The 19,802-nt window shown below is 72.3% G+C and carries 20 protein-coding genes; 6 read left to right on the top strand and 14 right to left on the bottom strand.

All coding sequences use genetic code 11. From position 1 onward, the window contains the following. Window positions 1–2: 2 nt before the first annotated feature. The gene (locus QF034_RS08195) at window positions 3–377 is read right to left on the bottom strand and encodes a cupin domain-containing protein (protein ID WP_307174294.1); all 375 of its coding nucleotides are present in this window, start codon (window positions 375–377) and stop codon (window positions 3–5) included. A 79-nt stretch (window positions 378–456) separates the two neighbouring features. Here QF034_RS08195 and QF034_RS08190 point away from each other — a divergent pair, with 79 nt between their 5' ends. The 3 genes from QF034_RS08190 to QF034_RS08180 all read left to right on the top strand — a co-directional run bounded on the left by QF034_RS08190 (window position 457) and on the right by QF034_RS08180 (window position 2,650). Then, window positions 457–903, top strand: coding sequence for a MarR family winged helix-turn-helix transcriptional regulator (locus QF034_RS08190; protein WP_307174293.1), 447 nt, complete (start codon window positions 457–459; stop codon window positions 901–903). Between the two features lie 171 nt (window positions 904–1,074). Beyond that, window positions 1,075–1,935, top strand: coding sequence for an esterase/lipase family protein (locus tag QF034_RS08185; RefSeq protein WP_307174292.1), 861 nt, complete (start codon window positions 1,075–1,077; stop codon window positions 1,933–1,935). A gap of 265 nt (window positions 1,936–2,200) precedes the next feature. Continuing rightward, window positions 2,201–2,650 carry a GNAT family N-acetyltransferase gene (locus QF034_RS08180; RefSeq protein WP_307174291.1) on the top strand — a complete coding sequence of 150 codons (450 nt, stop codon included), beginning with the start codon at window positions 2,201–2,203 and terminating at the stop codon, window positions 2,648–2,650. Window positions 2,651–2,680: 30 nt separating this feature from the next. Here the strand turns inward: QF034_RS08180 and QF034_RS08175 are convergent, their stop codons facing one another. Beyond that, window positions 2,681–2,815 (bottom strand): hypothetical protein, encoded by a 135-nt coding sequence (locus tag QF034_RS08175; protein WP_307174290.1) that lies wholly within the window; start codon window positions 2,813–2,815, stop codon window positions 2,681–2,683. A gap of 140 nt (window positions 2,816–2,955) precedes the next feature. On the opposite strand from QF034_RS08175, the gene QF034_RS08170 reads away from it, so the two are divergent. Beyond that, complete coding sequence (locus QF034_RS08170) at window positions 2,956–3,627, top strand: class I SAM-dependent methyltransferase (RefSeq protein WP_307174289.1); 672 nt, start codon at window positions 2,956–2,958, stop codon at window positions 3,625–3,627. On the opposite strand, the gene QF034_RS08165 is transcribed toward QF034_RS08170, so the two are convergent. Together QF034_RS08165 and QF034_RS08160 are read right to left on the bottom strand one after the other, a co-directional pair. Then, window positions 3,586–4,086: a ribonuclease FAU-1 family protein gene (locus tag QF034_RS08165; RefSeq protein WP_307174288.1), complete on the bottom strand. Its 501-nt coding sequence runs from the start codon at window positions 4,084–4,086 to the stop codon at window positions 3,586–3,588. The two genes, QF034_RS08170 and QF034_RS08165, sit on opposite strands and share 42 nt — an antisense overlap. Next, entirely contained in the window at window positions 4,067–4,993 is a 927-nt protein-coding gene (locus tag QF034_RS08160) for a GNAT family N-acetyltransferase (protein WP_307174287.1), read from the bottom strand. The genes QF034_RS08165 and QF034_RS08160 overlap by 20 nt, the downstream gene beginning before the upstream one ends. Window positions 4,994–5,064: 71 nt before the next feature. Here QF034_RS08160 and QF034_RS08155 point away from each other — a divergent pair, with 71 nt between their 5' ends. Continuing rightward, window positions 5,065–5,433, top strand: coding sequence for a GntR family transcriptional regulator (locus tag QF034_RS08155; RefSeq protein WP_307174286.1), 369 nt, complete (start codon window positions 5,065–5,067; stop codon window positions 5,431–5,433). 11 nt (window positions 5,434–5,444) lie between these two features. On the opposite strand, the gene QF034_RS08150 is transcribed toward QF034_RS08155, so the two are convergent. The 6 genes from QF034_RS08150 to QF034_RS08125 form a co-directional block, all read right to left on the bottom strand. Continuing rightward, window positions 5,445–6,218 (bottom strand): DUF72 domain-containing protein, encoded by a 774-nt coding sequence (locus QF034_RS08150; RefSeq protein WP_307174285.1) that lies wholly within the window; start codon window positions 6,216–6,218, stop codon window positions 5,445–5,447. Between the two features lie 20 nt (window positions 6,219–6,238). Continuing rightward, window positions 6,239–7,333 (bottom strand): DUF5925 domain-containing protein, encoded by a 1,095-nt coding sequence (locus QF034_RS08145; protein ID WP_307174284.1) that lies wholly within the window; start codon window positions 7,331–7,333, stop codon window positions 6,239–6,241. 74 nt (window positions 7,334–7,407) lie between these two features. Next, a complete protein-coding gene (locus QF034_RS08140; RefSeq protein WP_307174283.1) occupies window positions 7,408–8,208 on the bottom strand; it encodes a polysaccharide deacetylase family protein in 801 nt (266 codons plus the stop codon). Then, complete coding sequence (locus tag QF034_RS08135; RefSeq protein WP_307174282.1) at window positions 8,201–9,190, bottom strand: glycosyltransferase family 2 protein; 990 nt, start codon at window positions 9,188–9,190, stop codon at window positions 8,201–8,203. Before QF034_RS08135 ends, QF034_RS08140 begins: the two co-directional genes overlap by 8 nt. Further along, on the bottom strand, window positions 9,187–10,008 hold the full coding sequence (locus tag QF034_RS08130) for a glycosyltransferase family 2 protein (protein WP_307174281.1): 822 nt from the start codon (window positions 10,006–10,008) through the stop codon (window positions 9,187–9,189). Before QF034_RS08130 ends, QF034_RS08135 begins: the two co-directional genes overlap by 4 nt. Window positions 10,009–10,485: 477 nt before the next feature. Continuing rightward, window positions 10,486–11,694, bottom strand: coding sequence for a S8 family peptidase (locus QF034_RS08125; RefSeq protein WP_307174280.1), 1,209 nt, complete (start codon window positions 11,692–11,694; stop codon window positions 10,486–10,488). Between the two features lie 336 nt (window positions 11,695–12,030). Between QF034_RS08125 and QF034_RS08120 the strand changes: the two genes are divergently transcribed. Then, window positions 12,031–12,837 (top strand): SGNH/GDSL hydrolase family protein, encoded by an 807-nt coding sequence (locus QF034_RS08120; protein ID WP_307174279.1) that lies wholly within the window; start codon window positions 12,031–12,033, stop codon window positions 12,835–12,837. Between the two features lie 17 nt (window positions 12,838–12,854). Here the strand turns inward: QF034_RS08120 and QF034_RS08115 are convergent, their stop codons facing one another. From QF034_RS08115 to QF034_RS08100, 4 genes are all read right to left on the bottom strand, one after another. Continuing rightward, window positions 12,855–14,492, bottom strand: coding sequence for a serine/threonine-protein kinase (locus QF034_RS08115; protein WP_307174278.1), 1,638 nt, complete (start codon window positions 14,490–14,492; stop codon window positions 12,855–12,857). A 79-nt stretch (window positions 14,493–14,571) separates the two neighbouring features. Then, window positions 14,572–16,152, bottom strand: coding sequence for a HoxN/HupN/NixA family nickel/cobalt transporter (locus QF034_RS08110; RefSeq protein WP_307174277.1), 1,581 nt, complete (start codon window positions 16,150–16,152; stop codon window positions 14,572–14,574). Further along, window positions 16,149–17,981, bottom strand: a complete 1,833-nt coding sequence (locus QF034_RS08105) for a tetratricopeptide repeat protein (RefSeq protein ID WP_307174276.1) — start codon at window positions 17,979–17,981, stop codon at window positions 16,149–16,151. Before QF034_RS08105 ends, QF034_RS08110 begins: the two co-directional genes overlap by 4 nt. A gap of 101 nt (window positions 17,982–18,082) precedes the next feature. Further along, entirely contained in the window at window positions 18,083–19,651 is a 1,569-nt protein-coding gene (locus QF034_RS08100; protein ID WP_307174275.1) for a DUF4331 domain-containing protein, read from the bottom strand. Between the last annotated feature and the right edge of the window lie 151 nt (window positions 19,652–19,802).

The following is a 19,802-nucleotide window of genomic DNA, read 5'->3' as shown; positions in this document are numbered from 1 at the left end:
CGTCAGTTGGCCCACGGCGGCACGATGCGTGTGCCGTCGGCGAGCCGTCCCTCCAGGCCGATCGAGGTGGTGACCCAGGAGTACGCGGTCCGGTCGGTGGGGTTCTCGACGGTCAGGGTGGCGCCGGGGTTGATGATCACCGTGTCGCCCGCGGTGATCCGCTCGGTGCGGCCGTCGAGGGTGATCAGCAGCTCGCCGTCGAGCAGATGGAAGATCTCCTCCCGGCTGACGGTGTGCGCGGGCGCCTTGAGGCCGGCGGGGATCTCGCCGCGCCAGGCGCACAGCTCCTTGCTGCCGCTGAGTGGTGTGGCGTACGAGACGAAGCGGGCGCCGTGGATCTCATGGATGACGGCTTCGGACGAGCGGACGATGGGCATGACGCCTCCAAGTGGTCAAGCTGCTTGACTATATGGTCAAGCAGCTTGACCATCACGTCAAGAGTGTTTCAATGCATGCGTGCAGAACTCCGAGGCCATGGCCCTGTCCGCCGCCCTGCTCGCCGCCGCCGGTGGGCTCACGCAACGCATCCATGAGGGCGTGGTCGCGCGCGGTTTCGAGGGAGTGCGGCCCGCACACGGCTTCGCCTTCGCCCGGCTCGCCCCGGACGGCGCGACGGTCACCGACCTGGCCGCCCACCTCGGGGTGACCAAGCAGGCGGCCAGTCAGCTCGTCGACGAGATGGTGCGCAAGGGATACGCCGAGCGGCGGCCGCACCCGGAGGATGCCCGGGCGCGGCTGGTGGTGCTGACCGGGCGGGGGTGGGAGTGCACGCGGGCTGCGGAGGAGGCGGCCGCGGAGGCCGTGCGGGAGTGGGCGGACGTGCTGGGGGAGAGGGAAGTGCGGGCGCTCGGGGAGCAGTTGCTGCGGATCGCTCCGCTCGGGCCCATCCGGCCTGCCTGGTGAAGGGGCGTCAGGTGGGTCCACCGTCGTCGGTTACCACTGGAAGTTTTTACTGACGCGTAACTTCCCAGTTTGACTACTGACTCGTAACTTGACGAGTGAACAGCATCCCGTGATCCGGATCACAGGGCATCGTGCCGTCGCACCTCCCTTGAGCCGCAAGGAGATCACCCGATGCTGCCCTGGAAACGAGTGCTCAGACCCCTGGCCGCGCTGCTGCTGACCGCCGCGGCCGTCACCGTCCCCGCCACCTCCGCCCAGGCCGCGGGCGCCCCGAGCTCCGGCTGGAACGACTACTCCTGCAAGCCGTCCACCGCCCACCCCCGCCCCGTCGTCCTCGTCCACGGCACCCTCGGGAACTCCGTCGACAACTGGCTGGGACTCGCCCCCTACCTGGAGGTCCGGGGCTACTGCGTCTTCTCCCTCGACTACGGACAGCTCGAAGGCGTCCCCTTCTTCCACGGCCTCGGATCCGTCGAGAAGTCCGCCGCCCAGCTGAGGGACTTCGTCGACCGGGTGCTCGCCGCCACCGGCGCCGCCGAGACCGACATCGTCGGACACTCGCAGGGCGGCATGATGCCCCGCTGGTACCTGCGGTTCCTCGGTGGCGCCGCCAAGGTCAACGCCCTGGTCGGCATCGCGCCCAGCAACCACGGCACCGACCTGAACGGCTTCACCCACCTGCTGCCGTACTTCCCGGGCGCCGGGGACCTGTTGGCGAAGTCCACGCCCGCCCTCGCCGACCAGGTCACCGGATCCGACTTCCTCAAGCGACTCAACGCGGGCGGCGACACCGTGCCCGGCGTGCGCTACACCGTCATCGCCACCCGGTACGACGAGGTGGTCACGCCGTGGCGCAGCCAGTACCTGAACGGGCCGGACGTGCGCAACGTCCTGCTCCAGGACCTGTGCCCGGTCGACCTGTCCGAGCACGTGGCCGTCGGGCTGCTGGACCGGGTCGCCTTCCACGAGGTGGCGGGCGCGCTCGACCCGGCGCGGGCCAGGCCCACCACCTGTGCTTCGGCGTTCGACTGACACGTGTACACGCACAGGGGAAACGTTTCGGGGTCTGTCCGGCCTGAGCCGCCGAACAGACCCCGAGTCCTGGCTCGGCGGCTGTGCCGCCCGCCGGGCTGTCGCCGAAGGTGACGTCCGAGCAGGAGTAGAACGCCTCCGGGCTGGCCGGTCGTGCGGCGTGCGGGCATGCGGGAACTCCTTGCGACGGTACCGGGGAACAGGGCAGGGCTCATGGCCGCTCGAGGGAGTGCTCGGACCGGCATCAGGTAGGTACCGTCGCGGCATGGCAGACGAGGAGATCCGGCCGGCCGGAGCCGCCGACGTACCGGTCGTCGTGGATGTGATCGACGCGGCCTTCCGCCCCTACATCGAGCGCATCGGACGGTTGCCGCAGCCCATGGAGGAGGACCACGCGGCCAATGTGGCCGCGGGCAAGGTGTTCGTGACGGGCGATCCCGTGACCGGCCTCGTCGTGGTCGAGGCGTTCGAGGACCATCTCTTCCTCGACATCATCGCCGTCCACCCCACCGCGCACGGCAGGGGAGTGGGGCGGCGGCTGCTGCGGTTCGTGGACGCACGCGCGCGTGCGCTGGGACTGTCCGAGGTCAGGCTCTACACGAACGCGCTGATGTGGGAGAACCAGGAGATCTATCCCAAGTACGGCTACGAACTGGTGGAGCGACGACTGGACGGGCCCTACGACCGCGTCCACTACCGCAAGCGGCTGCTCTGACGTGTGCGTCTCATGATCGGCATCGGCCGCTCAGGCGTCCGGCCACCACGTGCGTGCGATGTCCTTGCGGACTTCCGGGCGTCCCGCGGGGCGCTCGTCGGCCTCCTCGCGGGCCCGGCGCAGGTCCGTCTTCTTCAGGGGCTTCTGCACGGTCACACGGCGCATGGCTGCCTCCTTAAAGGGTCTACCGGGTTCCGCGTTCTCACGGAGGTAGACCTTTCGGGGGAGAGTTCCTCATCGCTCGTGGTCTGTCAGTGGCGGGTGTCACGATTCGAGTGTCAGTGGCGGGTGTCACTCTTGGGCCCATGGCGAACGACAGTGACGGCATGACCTCGGCGAACACCGGCGCCGACGTGGACTGGGACGCGCGGGCGGCCTCCTTCGACGAGGAGCCGGACCACGGGCTGCGCGACCCGGAGGTGCGCCGGGCCTGGGCCGAGCGGCTGCGCTCCTGGCTGCCCCGGCGCGCGGGCGACGTCCTCGATCTCGGCTGCGGCACCGGCAGTCTGTCGCTCCTCGCGTCCGAGCAGGGGCACCGGGTGACGGGTGTGGATCGCTCCCCGGCGATGGTGGGGCTCGCCAGAGAGAAGCTGGCCGGGCGTGACGCGGTGTTCCTCGTCGGTGACGCGGCGGCACCGCCGGTGGCGGAACAGCGCTTCGACGCCGTACTCGTACGGCACGTCCTGTGGGCCCTGCCCGACCCCGGCCGCGCCCTGCGGCACTGGGCCGGGCTGCTGCGGCCGGGAGGGCGGCTCGTGCTGGTCGAGGGCGTGTGGGGGACGACCGTGCCGGTCGGGATACCGGCGGAGCGGCTCACTGGGCTGCTCGCGCCGATCGCCGGGCAGGTGCGCGTGGAGCGGCTGTCCGGCGATCCGCTGCTGTGGGGCGGGGAGGTTACCGACGAGCGGTACGCGGTGGTGGCCGTGTGCGGCGCTTCAGGCCAGGAGCGCGGTGAAGCCGTCGCCGCGGGCGAGTGACTCCAGTTCGTCGAGGGCGGCCAGGGCGGCTCGTGCCGCACCGGGGTCCGACTCGGTGAGGCCGCTGTCGGCGAACTCGTCCTCGTCCAGGCGCAGTATGTCCGTGCCGTCCGCGGAGACCCACAGGTCCAGGTCGAGGTCCTCCACGACCAGCTCCGGGCCGGAGCGTGCGGCGGGACGGGTGATGTCGCAGTACCAGCCCTTCAGCGCGCCCGAGGCGGAGCGGACCTCCTTCACCGCGTACCAGCGGTCACGCCAGTAGTACTCCGTGAAGACGTCCCCGGGCTCGAAGCGGACGAAGCCGAAGTCGCGGACGCCGCTGCCCGCCCACGGGGCGCGGACCGCGACGCGGGTGCCGTCGTCCGTCAGGAGCTCTCCGGCGTAGCGGATCTTCGTACGGCCCGCCTTGACGAGCACGACGTCGACCTGGCCGGACCCGTCAGCCGAGTTCGCGGACATAACGCACTTCCTTCGCACAGATCTCGTAGCCGAACCACTTGTTGATGGCGATCATCGGTTCGTTGCCGGTGTCGTTGCCGGTGAACGCCTCCGTGTACCCCGCCGCCAGGGCCCGGTGCAGGGAGTCGTTCTTGGCCAGCTTCGCCAGGCCCCGGCCGCGGAACGCCCGGGCGGTGCCGGTCATGGCCGTGCCGTAGCGGGTGCCGTCCGTGTACGCCACGCTGAAGGCGGCCGGGCGGCCGTCGACGACCGCGACCGTGGTCAGGTCCCGGTTGAGGAGCGGGTGCTTCCAGGTCTCCTCCAGCCAGGCCTCGTAGTCCGTGAACTCGGCCTCGATGTCGCTCGGTTCGTCCGACACCGTCTCCGCGTCCAGTGCGAACATCGGACGCGGGTCGTCCACGAAGTCGGCGGCCGTGCGCAGTTCGACGCCCGCCGGCGGGTCCTGGCGGGGCGGCAGCGTGCCGGCCGCCAGGTCCAGGCGCATGAAGTAGGCGGAACGGCTGGCCCGGAAGCCGTGCCGCTCGGCGAAGGCCAGGTTGTCCGGCTCGTCCAGCACCCAGGCGAACAGCTTCCGGACGCCCAGCGAGGCCAGACGCTCCTCGGCCGTGCGCAGCAGCAGCGAACCGGCCCCGCGCTGCCTGCGGTCGGGGCGCACGTAGATGTTGGCGGAGCCCTGGCCGGGTTCCGGGCTCTCGTGGGCGACGCTGATCTGGGCCGTGCCGATGATCTCGCCGTCCTCCTCGGCGACGAGCTGCCCGAAGTGGGCGTCCGGGTGGGCATGGGTCAGGGTGTGCACCACGGACTCGGGGGTGGACAGCATGTACGGCAGGGCGAGGCGGCGGGTGTGGGAGAACCCCTCGGCGTCGGCTCGGACATCGGGTCGCAGGTCGCGCACGATCACGGTCATGGAGGCGCACGCTACGCGGGAGCGCACCCGGGGTGCCTCCCATTTTCCGTCGGGTACGGGACAATCGGCCTGTGACGTTGAAGATCGACATCGATGACAGTGCTCCGCCGTACGAGCAGGTGCGGGCGCGGATCTCCGAGCAGGCGCGGTCGGGTGAGCTGCCGGTGGGGTACCGGCTGCCGACCGTGCGGGGCCTGGCCGAGTCGCTGGGGCTCGCCGCGAACACGGTCGCCAAGGCGTACCGCGCGCTGGAGGCGGACGGCGTGATCGAGACGCGGGGCCGCCACGGCACGTTCGTGGCCGCCGCCGGCTCGGCGGCGGACCGGGAACTGGCGGCCGCCGCCCAGGCGTATGCGGAGCGGGCCCGACGGCTCGGGCAGGGGGAGGACGCGGCGCTCGCCGCGGTACGGGATGCCCTGCGGGCGGCTCAGGGGGAGTAGGGCGGCATGGTTCAGCCGGTCCGCGCCGGCCGGTCGGGTGTCCGGGTGAGCTCCAGGCCCGCCGACCGCCCCAGCCGCGCGAACGTCATCGCGTCCTCCACCGCCGCGCCCCCCGGGTCGTTGTTGAAGTACGCGTAGACGTCCTCGCCGTCGGGCCAGGTCGTGGCGATGCGGTCGAGCCAGGTGGCCAGCGAGCGGCGGCCGTAGTGCGGCCAGGGCCGGGCGCGGCCCTGGTGGAAGCGGACGTAGCCCCAGTCGGTGGTGCGCCACAGCGGCGTCGCCGGGCGGGCCAGGACGTCGGCCCAGCACAGGGCCGCGCGCCGGGACTCCAGGACCCTGCGGACCTGAGGCGTCCACCACGAGTCGTGGCGGGGCTCGACCGCGACCCGGGTCGAGGCGGGGAAGCAGGCCAGGCAGGCGTCCAGGAGGCCCGGGTCGGCGCGCAGGTTGGGCGGGAGCTGGAGCAGCACCGGGCCGAGCCGGTCACCGAGGCCCGCCGCGTGGCTCATCAGGCGGCCGACCGGCTCCTCGGGGTCCTTGAGCCGTTTGATGTGGGTCAGATAGCGGCTCGCCTTGACCGCGACCACGAAGTCCGCGGGCACCCGGCCGCGCCAGTCCTCGAAGGTCTCCCTGGCCGGCAGCCGGTAGAAGGCGTTGTTGATCTCGACGGTGGCGAAGTGCCCCGCGTACTCCTCCAGCCAGAGCCGCATCGGCAGCCCGGGCGGGTACAGGACGTCCCGCCAGTCCTTGTACTGCCACCCGGACGTGCCGACGAACAGGGTCATACACCCATCAAAACACCGCCCTACAGATACAGCCCCGCGTCGGCGTCCCCGCGCGGCTCCGGCAGGGCCGTCGGGGACGTGCCCCGGCGCAGTGCGTACAGCTCGGCCAGCGTCGCGCCCTCGCGGCCGACGCCGTCCTCGCGGCCCAGCCAGTTCACCGCCTCCGCGCGGGTCAGCGGGCCCACCTCGATCCGGGCCAGGCAGCGGCCGGGCCGGACGACGGCGGGGTGCAGGCGCTCCAGGTCCTCGTTGGTCGTGACCCCGACCAGGACGTTGCGGCCCTGTCCGAGCAGGCCGTCCGTCAGGTTCAGCAGCCGTGACAGCGCCTGGCCCGCCGTGTGCTTGGCCTCGCCGCGGATCAGCTCGTCGCAGTCCTCCAGGAGCAGCAGCCGCCAGCGGCCCTTGCCCGCGGCGTCCTCCTCGCCGATCGCGATGTCCATCAGATAGCCGACGTCACTGAACAGCCGCTCGGGGTCCAGGACGCAGTCCACCTGGCACCAGTCCCGCCAGGAACGCGCGAGCGTGCGCAGCGCCGACGTCTTGCCGGTGCCCGGCGGGCCGTGCAGGAGGAGGAGCCGGCCCGAGATGTCCTCGGGGGTCGTCTTCATCAGGCGGTCCATGGCGTCCGCCACCGGCGCCGTGTAGTTGGGCCGGACCTCGTCCCAGGTGCCCGCGGCGATCTGGCGCGTGGTGCGGTGCGGGCCGCGGCGCGGGGAGACGTACCAGAAGCCCATCGTGACGTTCTCCGGCTGCGGTTCGGGTTCGTCCGCCGCGCCGTCCGTGGCCTGGTCGAGGATCTTCTTGGCCAGCTCGGCACTGGTCGCCGTCACCGTGACGTCGGCGCCCCGGTTCCAGCGGGAGATCAGCAGCGTCCAGCCGTCGCCCTCGGCGAGCGTCGCGCTGCGGTCGTCGTCCCGGGCGGCGCGCAGCACGCGGGCGCCGGGCGGCATCAGCGTCGCCCCGGACCGTACGCGGTCGATGTTCACCGCGTGGGAGTACGGCTGCTCGCCCGTCGCGAAGCGGCCGAGGAACAGCGCGTCGACGACATCGGACGGGGAGTCGGAGTCGTCGACGTTGAGCCGGATCGGCAGCGCCTCGTGCGGGTTTCCAGACATGCCGCCATGATCCGGCACGAGGGCGCCGCGTGCACCCGGTTTCCCGGTGCACGCGGCGTGTTCCCGGGCGCGGGTCAGCCCCCGGAGCGGGACACCAGCCGGCGTGCCCGGCGGGCCCTGCGGACCACGGCGTACCCCTTGGTCAGGGCGCGGTCCCCGGCGAACGTACGGGCGATCGCCCGGCCTTCGACCAGCCGCTCGAACTCCTCGGTGCCCGTGCTGCGGCGCACGGTCACGCGCCGCAGGGCGTACGGCCCCTGCGTCCGGCGCGCGAGGCCGTTGCCGACGGCGAGGGCCTGTGCGTACCCCGTCTCGCGCACCGCCTGCCGGACCCGGCGGCTGGAGTAGCCGTAGGGATAGGCGAACGAGACCGGCGTGGTGCCCAGTTGGTCGGCGACGATCTCCTTGCAGTGGATCAGCTCGAACCGCAGCGTGGCGTCGGAGACCTGGTCGAGCTGCGGGTGGCTGTGGCTGTGCCCGCCGATCTCGACGCCCGCCGCCGCGAGCGCCCGGACCTGGTCCCAGTCCAGCATGGTGTCCAGGCCGCCGCCGGTGTCGTACGGCCCCCGGATCCACCCGGTCGAGACGAACAGGGTGGCCGGGAAGCCGTGCTTGGCGAGCACGGGCAGGGCGTGCCGGTGCACGCCCTCGTAGCCGTCGTCGAACGTGATGAGGACCGGCCGCTCGGGCAGCGCGCGCCCGGAGCGCCAGCACGCCGCCAGCTCGGCGGTGGTGACGGGGCTGAGCCCCCGGTCCGCGAGCACCGCCATCTGCCCGGCGAACGCCTCGGGGGTCACGGACAGGGCGCGGGTCGCGTCGTTCGGGTCGGTCGCGACCGCGTGGTACATGAGGATCGGTACGCGGACGTCACTCACGGACCGCCACCTCCACCTCCGGCACCGAGAACGTGGTCCCGCCCCGGCGGGACCGCACGCTGCCCACCAGGTATCCGCCCGCCGCCGTCAGCACCCCGGCGACGATCGCCCCCGCCCGCCCGGCACCGCCCGGCCGGGCCAGCAGGGCGTCGCGCAGCCCCCGGGCCACCCCGGCCGGCAGGACCCGGGTGGCGTACCGGCGTTCGGACTCCAGTCCCTTCTCGGCGCCGACGCTGCGGGCCACCAGGGCCTTGGAGAGGCCCTCGGCGTACGTGCGCGTCCGGAAGTAGCGGAAGTGCTCACGGGCCTCGGGCACCCGGTGGTGGATCACCGCCCGGTCGTCGATGAGCAGGACCGCGTCGGGCCGGGCCCGGCTGAGGCGGATGCACAGCTCCGTCTCCTCGCAGCCCAGTGGGCGTTTGTCGCCGTCCCGGCCGATGCCGGTGGCGAAGCCGCCCGCCGCGTCGAAGGCGCTGCGGCGGAACGAGGCGTTGCCGCCGAGCACGTTGCGCACCCGGACCCGGCCGCGCGGCAGGCCCCGGTAGGTGCAGCCCACCACCCAGTCGAACTCCTCGGGGAACCAGGCGGGCCGCCGCCCCGACGCCCAGACCGGTTCCGTACGCCCGCCGACCGCCATCACACGCGGGTCGGCGTACGCCTCGGCGAAGTGCAGGAGCCAGTCGCGCTCGGCCACGGCGTCGTCGTCGAGGAAGGCGACGACCTCGCCGCGCGCGGCGGCGATCCCGGTGTTGCGGCCCGCGGACAGGCCGCGGGGGCCCGCGTTGGCGAGCACCCGCACGTCGTCGACCTCCTTGTACTCCTTGCCGAGACGGTCCAGAAGGGCCAGGTTGTGGTCGACGACCAGCAGTGTCTCCAGGGCGGGCCGTGACTGCGCCCGCACCGAGGAGACCGCCGCGAGGATGTCCTCCCAGCGGTCCTCGGTGTACGCGCAGATCACGACGGAGATGCCGGGACCGCTCAAGACACCTCTCCCCGGACCGGGTCGGGCATCGGCGACCGGGGCGAACGGCGGCGCAGCGCCCGGCGGTTGGAGCGCTCCTGGAGGATCACCCTGAGCACGCGCAGCCCGTCGCGCACGGCCCGCAGATTGCTGGTGCCGTGGATGCGCAGGTACTCGTGGCTCGGGATCTCCTGCACCTTGAGCCCGGCCTTGACGACCCGGATGTTCATCAGGGTCTCGACCTCGAACCCGGTGCAGTCGAGGTCGATCTTGTCCAGGCAGTGCCGCCAGAACGCGTTGTAGCCGTAGCACAGGTCGGTGTAGCGGGCGCCGAACTTGCGGTTGACGACCGTGCACAGCGCCCAGTTGCCGAGCTTGCGGATGAAGGTCATGTCGTCCGTGCCGCCGCCGTTGGCGAAGCGGGAGCCCTTGGCGAAGTCCGCGCCGGAGACCAGGGCGGAGACGTAGGACACGATCTCGTTGCCGTCCGCCGAGCCGTCCGCGTCGACCATCACGATGATGTCGCCGGTGCACGCCTGGAACCCGGTGATCAGGGCGTCGCCCTTGCCCTTGCCGCGCTGTGCGACGACCTTGACCTCGGGCCACAGCTCGCGGGCCACCCGGACGGTGTCGTCGGTGGAGTTGCCGTCGACCAGGACCACTTCGTGGATCCAGTCGGGCAGGGTCTTGAAGACGTACGGAAGGTTCTCCGCCTCGTTCATGGCCGGGATGACCACGCTCACCGGCGGCGCAATGGCCAGGTGAGAGGAGACGGGCCGGTACTTCCCGGCGGTCGGCGGATACGGGTCCGTCGCGGCCGGCTGCAGAACTGAGCTCATGAGTCTGGTCCCTCTCGTCCGGTGGACCGCCCCCCCAGGGCAGTCCGGATCCAATCCGGTTCGAAAGGGGGGTTCTCACCCGCGGCACGCCGAGGTGGAGCTTCGGCACACCGGGTGAGCTGGCAAAGCTGGCCGACGGCGGAAAACGGCAGCCGACCGCGCGGCACGGCCCGGTCACCTCGCGGTCACCGAGCACGGCACCCCCCTACCGCGCCCCGCGCCGGTTCGTCGCGGTCCTTGAGCCCTCCCCTAGAGCCGCGTGCTGACGGACCGATGCGGGTGAGATGTATGACGGTATTGACGATTGAACCCGTATGGCAAGACCTGGAACGGCCGCTCACGTTTTTGCTGGTTTTGTCGTTGCGGGGGGCGTTTTGTGAGGCGCAAGTTGACAGGTCCGGTGACGGAAACAACCGTTCCCCGGAGGCTCAACCCGCCTCCGGGGAACGGTTGTTCAGGTTCCGGTTACGGCACGCGTCACGGTACGAGCTTCAGCAGCCGGTTCGGCGAGCCCGAACCCGCGCTGGTGACCTTGCCGGTGGTGGCGCCGCCGACCAGGGCCGAGGCGACCTGGGCCGGGGTGGAGGAGGTGTGGCCCGCCAGGTAGACCGCCGCCGCGCCCGCGACGTGCGGGGTCGCCATCGAGGTGCCGGAGATGGTGTTGGTCGCGGTGTCGCTGGTGTGCCAGCCGGCCGTGATGGAGGAGCCGGGCGCGAAGATGTCCAGGGCCGAGCCGTAGTTGGAGTAGCTCGCCTTGGCGTCGGTGCTGGTGGTGGCGCCGACGGTGATCGCCTCGGCGACCCGGGCCGGGGAGGACGAGGAGGCGGTGGTGCTGCTGTTGCCCGCGGCGACGGCGTACGTGACGCCGCTGGCTATGGAGTTGCGGACCGCCGTGTCCAGCGCGGCGGAGGCGCCGCCGCCGAGCGACATGTTGGCGACCGAGGGGCCGGAGTGGTTCTTCGTCACCCAGTCGATGCCCGCGATCACACCGGCCGTGGTGCCGGAGCCGCTGTTGTTCAGCACGCGCACGGCCACGATCTTCGCCTTCTTGGCGACACCGTAGGTCGAGCCCGCGATCGTGGTGGCCACGTGGGTGCCGTGGCCGTTGCCGTCGGAGGCGGTGGTGTCGCCGTCGACGGCGTCGTAGCCGTAGGAGGCGCGCCCGCTGATCTGCTGGTGGGTGATGCGCACGCCGGTGTCGATGACGTAGGCCGTCACGCCGCTGCCCGCGCTGTCCGGGTAGGTGTAGGTGCCGGAGAGCGGGAGCGAGGTCTGGTCGATGCGGTCCAGACCCCAGGGGGCGTTGTTCTGGGTGGCGGAGAGCCGCACGCGCTGGTTCTGCTCGACCGAGGCCACCGCCGGGTCGGCGGCGAGGCGCCTGGCCTCGGTGGCGGACAGGGTGGCGGAGTAGCCGTTCAGCGCCTTGCCGAAGGTCTTGCGCACGGACCCGCCGTACTCCTCGACGAGGTCCTTGCCCGCGGCCGAGGACGCCTTCAGACCGGCGCTCTTCTTGAGCGTGACGATGTAGCTGTCCTTGATCGCGTCCGGGGAGTCCGCGGCGAGCACCCGGCCCTCGGCGGGAGCGGCGGCCTGGGCGGGGAGGGCGGTGAGCCCGCCCACGAGGGCGGCGGTCGCCGACAGGGTGATCGCGGCGAACCCGAGTCTCTTGCTACGCAGTTGTGCCATTACGAGGGATTCCTCCTCTAGGCGGCGCGCGCCTGGGTGGGGCGCGCGTCATGTGGGGGTTGTGCGCGTGCTCACGCACACGGCCGGGAGCGTCGCGTTCCGCTCTCGACCGAAGTAAAGCGTCGGCCAACTACCGGCGTAGAGCAAGGGAGTTGAGCACTAGTCGCCAAATCTGTCATGGGCGCGTAACAAGAGGCGCGCGGGGCGTAACAAAACGTGAGCCGAATGCGCCGTGTGTGCCCCGCAAACGACCCGAAAGACTTGGCATGGACACTTCCTGTCAACACGCGTAGCTGCTACGACGGTTGTGGCAGAGATCCTGCTAAGGGAGGTTCCATGAGACGTTCCCGACTTGTCGTCTTCGTGAGCTCGCTCCTCCTCGCCGCCGGCACCGCCCTCACCGGGGCAGCCACGGCGCAGGCGTCCTCACTCGCCGCAACCGGCGGCTATGCAGCGCTCGGTGACTCCTACTCCTCCGGAGTGGGCGCCGGCAGCTACATCAGCTCCAGCGGCGACTGCAAGCGCAGCACGAAGGCCTACCCCTACCTCTGGGCCGCCGCCCATTCACCCTCGACCTTCGACTTCACGGCCTGCTCCGGCGCCCGAACGGGTGATGTTCTGTCCGGACAGCTCGGCCCGCTCAGCAGCGCCACCGCCCTCGTCTCCCTCAGTGTCGGCGGCAACGACGCCGGATTCGCCGACGTCATGACGACCTGTGTGACCCAGTCCGACAGCGCCTGTGTCTCCCGCATCAACACCGCACGCGCGTACGTCGACTCCACGCTGCCCGGCAAGCTCGACAGCGTGTACTCGGCGATCCGCTCCAAGGCCCCCAACGCCCACGTCGTCGTCCTCGGCTACCCCCGCTTCTACCAGCTCGGCACCACCTGCCTCGGCCTCTCCGAGACCAAGCGCAAGGCCATCAACGACGCCTCCGACCACCTCAACACCGCCATCGCCAAGCGCGCCGCGAACCACGGCTTCACCTTCGGCGACGTACGCGGCACCTTCACCGGCCACGAGATCTGCTCCGGCGACTCCTGGCTGCACAGCGTCAACTGGCTCAACATCGGCGAGTCGTACCACCCGAAGGCACCCGGTCAGTCGGGCGGTTATCTGCCCGTGCTCAACGCCAACGACTGACCGCGGCCGGCGACCGCTCAGCCGGAGTCCGTGTCCGACTCCGTGTCCGAACCCGTGCCGGAGTCCGTGTCCGAGTCCGAAGGAGAAGGGGAGGCCCCGCCCGTCGGGGTCTCCGTCTCGCACGTGATCGAGAACGGTACCGACTCGGACGTCGTGCGCACCGGCTCCCGCACCTCGACACTGATCTCGTTCTCGAACGTCCCGCTCTCCGCCTCGGTCGTCACGGTCACCGCGTCCTGCCGCGTACGGCCGTCGCCCTCCGGGAACGACAGCGTCTTCCAGCCACCGTCGAGCTCCGAGCCGTCCCGCGTCACCCAGCGGTAGCGCACCTCGGCCGGCAGCCGCCCCACCGTGAACGTCGCCGTGAACCTCGGCGCCCGGGCACCCGGTGGCGGACACGCGCCCGAGTAGTCCGTGCGGGTGCCGTCCAGACCGACCCGCACCGACTGCGGCGGCGGACTGCTCCGTTCGCTCTCGCTCTCGCTCGGTGTCGGAGAAGGACTGGACTTCTCGCTCGCGGTGTTCTGCGGTTCGGTCTCCGCGGGCGTACTCGCCCCGGCACCCCGGTCGTTGTTCCCGGAGCCGTCCCCGCGGTTCAGCAGCGCGTACGTCAGCCCGCCCACCGCGAGCGCCAGCGCGACCACGCCCGCGACCAGCACCCGGCCCGCCCGGCGGTCGCGGTCCCGGCCGGTGGCCGTCGTCGTCCCGCGCGAGCCGGACGGCGCCGGCTGCCCCGGGAAGGGCATCGGCGGCGTGGGCGAGGGCTCGGGACGGCCCGGGAGCGTCGGCGGGAACGGGACGGCCCGTACGGTGTCCGCGCTCGGCGAGCCGCCCGCGCCGATGGCCCGCAGGTCCCGCTCGACCTGCTCGGCCGGCAGCCGCTGCGCGGGGTCCTTGCGCAGCAGCCCCTCGATGACCGGGGCGAGCGGACCGGCCCGGTACGGCGGCGGCAGCTCCTCGTCGACGATCGCGCGCAGCGTGCTCAGCGGGGTGTCGTGACGGAACGGGGAGTGGCCCTCGACCGCCGCGTACAGCAGCACGCCGAGCGACCACAGGTCGGACTCCGGGCCCGGCGTACGGCCGAGCGCCCGCTCCGGGGCGAGGAACTCGGGCGAGCCGATGACCTCCCCGGTCATGGTCAGCGCGGAGCTGCCCTCGACCATGGCGATCCCGAAGTCGGTGAGCACGATCCGGCCGTCGTTCGCGATCAGCACATTGGCCGGTTTCACGTCCCGGTGCAGCACCCCGGCCTCGTGCGCGGCCCGCAGCGCGGCCAGCACCTCGGCGCCGATGTGCGCGGCACGCTGCGGCGGCACGGGGCCCTCGGCGTCCAGGACCTCGGCCAGGGAGAGCCCGCGGACCAGCTCCATGACGATCCACGGCCGGCCCTCGTCCGTCGCCACGTCGTACACCATGACCACGTTCCGGTTGGCGACCCGGGCCGCCGCCCACGCCTCCCGCTCCAGCCGGGCGTACATCCGCCGCACGTCGTCGCCCGCGAGCCCCGCCGGGGCGCGCACCTCCTTGACGGCGACCTCGCGGTGCAGCACCTCGTCGCGGGCGCGCCACACCGTCCCCATACCGCCCTCGCCGAGCGGTGCCAGGAGCCGGTAGCGGCCCGCGATCACCCGCTCATGGCCCGGTTCTTCGGACACGGCGCCCCCATTCGCAGCCGGGCGAAATCTCCATGAGGTCTGTTTTCCCCATGACGTCGGTTTTCCTCACGAACGTAACTCAGCCCAGTGCGGATGCGGCCCCCTTGAACACCAGTCCGGCCCCGAGGACGACGACGGCGAAGGCCGAGCCGAGCGGCGCGGTCCGGCGCACCAGGGCCGCCAGCGGGCCCGCCGTCCAGCGGGGGCGCCGGTCCAGGAGCCGGGTCATGCCGCTGCCCGCCTTGACGACGGCGTACCCGGCGGCCGTCAGGGTGAGCGCGAGCCCGACGCCGTAGGCGACGACCAGCAGCAGACCGAACCAGGCCTGCCCGAGGGCCGCGGCGCCGACGAGCACCACCACGGCGGACGGGCTGGGCACGAGCCCGCCCGCGAAGCCCATGAGGATCGTGCCGCGGAGGGTGGGGGCGACCGGGTGGGAGTGGGTGAAGCCGCCGTGGGTGTGCTCGACCGTGTGGGGGTGCGAGTGGGGGCGGTTGTGGTCGTGCGGGTGGTCGTGATCGTGATCGTGGTGGTGGTGATCGTGGTCGTGCGCGTGGCTGTGGCCGTGGCTCTCGTCGTCGTGTGTGTGGGTGTGGCCGCCGGGGCCGTGGTGGTGGGTGTGCGCGCGGTTGCGCAGGGCGCGGCGGAGCAGGCTCGCGCCCGCCAGGGTCACCAGGAGGCCGCTCGCGACGCCCAGCCAGGCGATCACCGAGGGGGCCGCCGCCGAACCGGCCGTGACCAGGAGGCCCAGGGCGACCACGCCCAGGGTGTGCGTGACCGTCACCGAGGCGGCCATCGGCAGGACGTCCTTCATCCGGGCCCGGCCGCCCCGGGCCGCCGCCGTCGCGGCCATGATGGTCTTGCCGTGGCCCGGGGCGAGCGCGTGCATCGCTCCGAGGACGACGGCGATGAGGAGGGCCAGCGCGGCGAAGCCCGGGGTGAGGTCGTGCCGGGCGACCAGGTCGTCCAGAGCCCGTGTCCAGCGGTCGGCGCCGCGCGGCAGGACGGAGGCGGCGGGAGCGTCCGACTCCTCCTCGGCCAGGGCCGCACCGCCGGGGCGCACGCGCAGGGCGGCGGCCGCGGTGTCGGCCGGGGAGGAGAGCAACTCCGCCGGGTAGCGAGTCAGTTCGGCCGAGATCGACTTCTCCGGGACGTCCGACTCGGTGAGCGTCATACGGTCGCCCCGCGCCGTGATCTCCCGCCAGCCCGGGCCGGAGGAGTCGCCCGCGCCACGGAAGCCGACGGACACGCTCCCCTTGTCCGACGGCAGGGGAGCGGCCAGCTCGCATTCCACGCGGAGGGTGTCGAGCCCCGCCTGCCCGGGCCGCACGCGCGCGTGGCTGCGCTCGGCGGTGAGCGGGGTGCCGCGGCCGTCGACCGTGACCCTGCTGTCGGCGGCGGCCGTGGCGCACCGCTCGCGGGCCCACATGGCGATGCCCAGCCGCTCGATGTCCGGTCCCGCCTGGGTGGCCGGGATCTCGGCGAGGTCCTCGACGTGGTGGACGCGGAGTTCGCCCGGGGCGGCGACCAGGCCGTCGTAGCGGTTGACGGTGAAGTTGCCCAGCGGGTGGGCGCTCGCCGCGCCGGCGGGCAGCAGGGTGAGCGCGCAGGCGGCCGTGAGGACGGCGGCGCCGGACGCGAACAGGCGGCGCAGGGTCACCGGGCCCCCTCCAGGTCCTTGAGCGCGGTACGGGCCTCGCGGGCGCCGAGCGGGGAGAAGCCGGGGTTCAGGTCGAGCGCGGCCGTCAGGTGGTCGCGGGCCTCGCGGTCGTTCCCGGTGGCGCGTTCGATGATGCCCCGGTGGTAGAGGAAGCCGGCGTTGCGGTAGCCGGTGGCGGTGGCGCGGCGGGCGTACGGCAGGGCTTCCTCGTCGCGGCCGTTGACGTGCAGGGCCCAGGCGAGGGCGTCGGCGGTGTGCACGCTGTGCCGGCGGTTCCACTCGGCGCGGGCGGCGCGCAGGGCCTCCTTCTTGTCGCCGTGGTCGGCGGCGGCCATGGCCGAGTCGAGGTCGGCGTTGACACCGCCCGCGCGGGCGAGGGACGTCCAGGCGTCCACGAGGGCGTACTGGTCGCCGGCCTTCGCCCGGTCGCCGTCGGCGCCCCGGTCCTCGTACAGCTCGCCGAGGGCGACGAGCGGGCCGGGCAGCGGGAAGCGGGCGACGACCTGCTCCAGTCCCTCGACGGCGGCGGCCCGGTCGCCGTTCGCGGCCTGGGCGCGGGCGCGGCCCTCCAGGGCGGGGAGGTAGTCCTCGTCCGCGGCGAGGGCACGGGCGTAGTGGCCGAGCGCCGTCTTGTACTCGCCCTGGTTCCAGGCGAGCTGCCCGAGGGCGGTGGCGACGTACGCGATGTCGCCGGGCGAGTCGGCGGCCTCCAGGGCGCGCTCCAGGACGTCACGCGCCGTACGGACGTCGCCGCGCAGCTCCTTCACGTACGCGTACCGCGTGAAGACGGGCACCCCGGGCCGCCTGTCGTCGGCGGTGCGGGCGGCCTCGGCGGCGTCCTCGTACCGGCCGAGTTCGACGAGGGCGTCGATACGCGTGCACAGGGCGCGTTCGTTGTAGGGGTTCTGCTTCAGGGCCCGGTCGGCGTCCCGCAGCGCGCCGGTGAAGTCGTGCCGGGCGGCGGCGAGGGCGGCACGGCCGGCCAGAGCCTGGTCGTTGCCGGGGTCCAGCTCCAGGGACCGCTTCAGCGCGCGCTCGGCCTGCGGATAGCGCGAGGGGTCGCCTTTCGTCCGGGCCTGTTCGACGTACGCCGTCCCGAGGGTGGCCCAGCTGCCGAAGTCCCTGGGCTGGGCACGCAGATGCTTCTGCAGGGCCCCGATCCCCGCGTCGAGGTCCCCCTGGGCCAGGACACCGGCCGGCGGCGCCCCGGCCGCGGACACGGCCTCGGCACCGGCCCCCGCACGGCCGTCCCCCGTACCCCCGAAGGCGATGGCCCCACCGGTCAGCGCGACCGCCAACAGCGCGGCACATCCCGCCAGATGAGCGGCCCGCCAGCGCCGCCCCCCGGCAGCGGCCCGCCGCATCGCGACCGTGCGCGGCTCGGCACCGGCGTCGTTCCCGGAGGGAGGATGGGGGCCGGACGCGCCTTCCGCGCCGGTGTCGCCCTCGTTCCCGGAGGGAGGGCTGCTGTGCCCGTCACGCTCGCCTTCGGCGCCGGTTTCGCTCTCGGCGCGGAGACGGTCATGGGTGCCGTGCGCGGCGCGAGCCACCCTGCTGGGTGCGTCCGCACCTCCCGTGCCCCCCGCCCCGGGGACCGGGTCGGCGCCGTGCCCGCGTCCTGCCCCGCCGGCCGGGTCCGGGCGCGAGCCGTCGCCCGCCTCGGCAGCCGCCTCCCCGCCCGGCCCCGCTTCCGCCCCGGCGCCGTCGGAGTCCAGGCCGGCTCGGTCCGAACCCCGCTCCGCCGACCGCTCTCCGTCGGTCTCCTGGTCCGGGCGTGGGTGGTCGTCGTCGCGCCTCTCCGGTGCGCTGTCCGTCGTACGCGGAGGCATGGCCTCTCCTCGGTCGGCTGTGCGGGTGTGGTGGGACAGAGGCGCGGCCCGTGCCGTGGGGGACGGGAGACGGGCCGCGCCGGTCGGTGGAGCGGAGCGGGTCAGTACGCCCGGTTCCGCATGCGGCGCCACCACATGAGGGCCGCGCCGATCAGGACGATGCCGCCCGCGCCGGCCCCGGCGGACGTGGCGATCAGGCGCATGTCGTCCGAGCTCTGTGCCTCGGCCGGCTGGAGCGCGTCGCCGAGCTGGCTGCGGACGTCGTTGCCGCCGTCCACGCCCTTGGCGAGCGGCCCGCGCGACCCCTCCGTCGGCAGGGCGACGTACGGGAAGGCCTTCTCGAAGTCCTTGTCGTTCTTGTCGACCGCGTCACCCAGGTCGTTCTTCGCGCCCAGCAGCTCGCCCTCGACGACCTGGAGCGAGGCGTCGATCACGTCGTCGGTGAGGCGACGGCCGTTGGGGAAGCCGGCGGTGTCACCGTCGAGGACACCCAGCCGCTTCGGCTTCGCGGCCGGCTTGATCGAGGTGTTGAGGCGCAGCTGCTCCGACGGCGTCACGTGCGGCGGCTGGTTGAGGTCCTTGACGCCCTTGAGGAAGACGTCGACGAGGTCGTTGCGCGGCTCCTTCGGCGCCGGGATCTTGTAGATCGCCTCGATGAGCTTGGGCAGCTCCGGGTTGGTGACGTTCTTCAGGAACTGCGCGTCGTCCCGGGGCGCGGACGCGTTGAACGTGTCCTTGTCCTTCAGCGGGTTGACGACCTCGTTCACCAGCGGGTTGCCGAGGCGCGAGACCTGGGAGAAGTAACCCTGGGCGTTCTTGCGCTGCGTCGTCGACCAGATGCCGACGACCGGCTGGTGGTGCGACTCGGTGATGAAGCTGTTGGGGACCTGGAGGGCGATCGTGTTGACGTTGTAGCCCTTGAGCGTGTCGTTGCCGACCTCGGAGAGGTTCCCGCCGTACAGCAGGTCGAAGACCCTGAGGTCCAGGAAGAACGGGTCGTCGGCCTGCCCGGCGAACGTCTGGGCGCCCCCGGCGAGCTTGTGGATCGCCTGCTCGCGCAGCGTGTTGTAGTCCGGCATCGACGCCTTGCCGACGTTCGACGGCGCCACGGGCACGTCGTCGGCGACCTTGGTCTTCGACACCGCCTTCAGGTGCTTCAGCTTGATCAGTTCGAGGTCGTACGTCTGCGTGATGTTGAGGTCGGGGTCGTCGAGGCTCTCGACGGGACCCGTGTTGTACAGGAACGTCTTGTCGTTCTTCGTGTGCGTCTTGAACGTGTACCGGAACAGCAGGTCTTCCTGCGCGTCACCGTTGCTGTCGATGCGCAGGTCGTACTGGGCGTCCTCGGCGAAGGGGAAGAAGTTGGGCCCGCCGGCGGGTTCCTCGAACGGGATCCAGTTCGCGACGATGGTCGTCGTGTCCGGCTTGTCCGGGCTGACGAACGCGTACACGTCGGTGTTGTCGTACTGCGGGGTCCCCGAGATCAGCGGGGCCTCGCGGTGACTGGAGGCGGAGGCCGCCTCGGGTTCCAGCGCGGTCACACCGGCGGCCGCGAGCCCGCCGGCGGCCAGCGCACCACAGATCGCGGTCGCGATGCTCCTGCGTCCCGCACCGGTCGCACCGGTCGCACCGGTCGCACCGGTCACACCGGTCCTGGAGAAAGGTGTCATGCCGTCCGTCCTCAGTGCCAACTTGCCTGACACACGCCATTCGGAGCGGTCGGCAGAGCGGATTGGTCGAATCTCAAACGTTCTTACGGCGCGTCGGGAAAGTTGTTTCATCGCCGGGCGACTCGCGTTTTCGGCGCGCTGATCCGTAACC

Origin of the sequence: Streptomyces africanus (assembly GCF_030816955.1) — a bacterium.
Lineage (GTDB): Bacteria > Actinomycetota > Actinomycetes > Streptomycetales > Streptomycetaceae > Streptomyces > Streptomyces africanus.
Note: the sequence above shows the minus strand (reverse complement) of the source record. Positions and strands in the feature narration are given on the sequence as shown.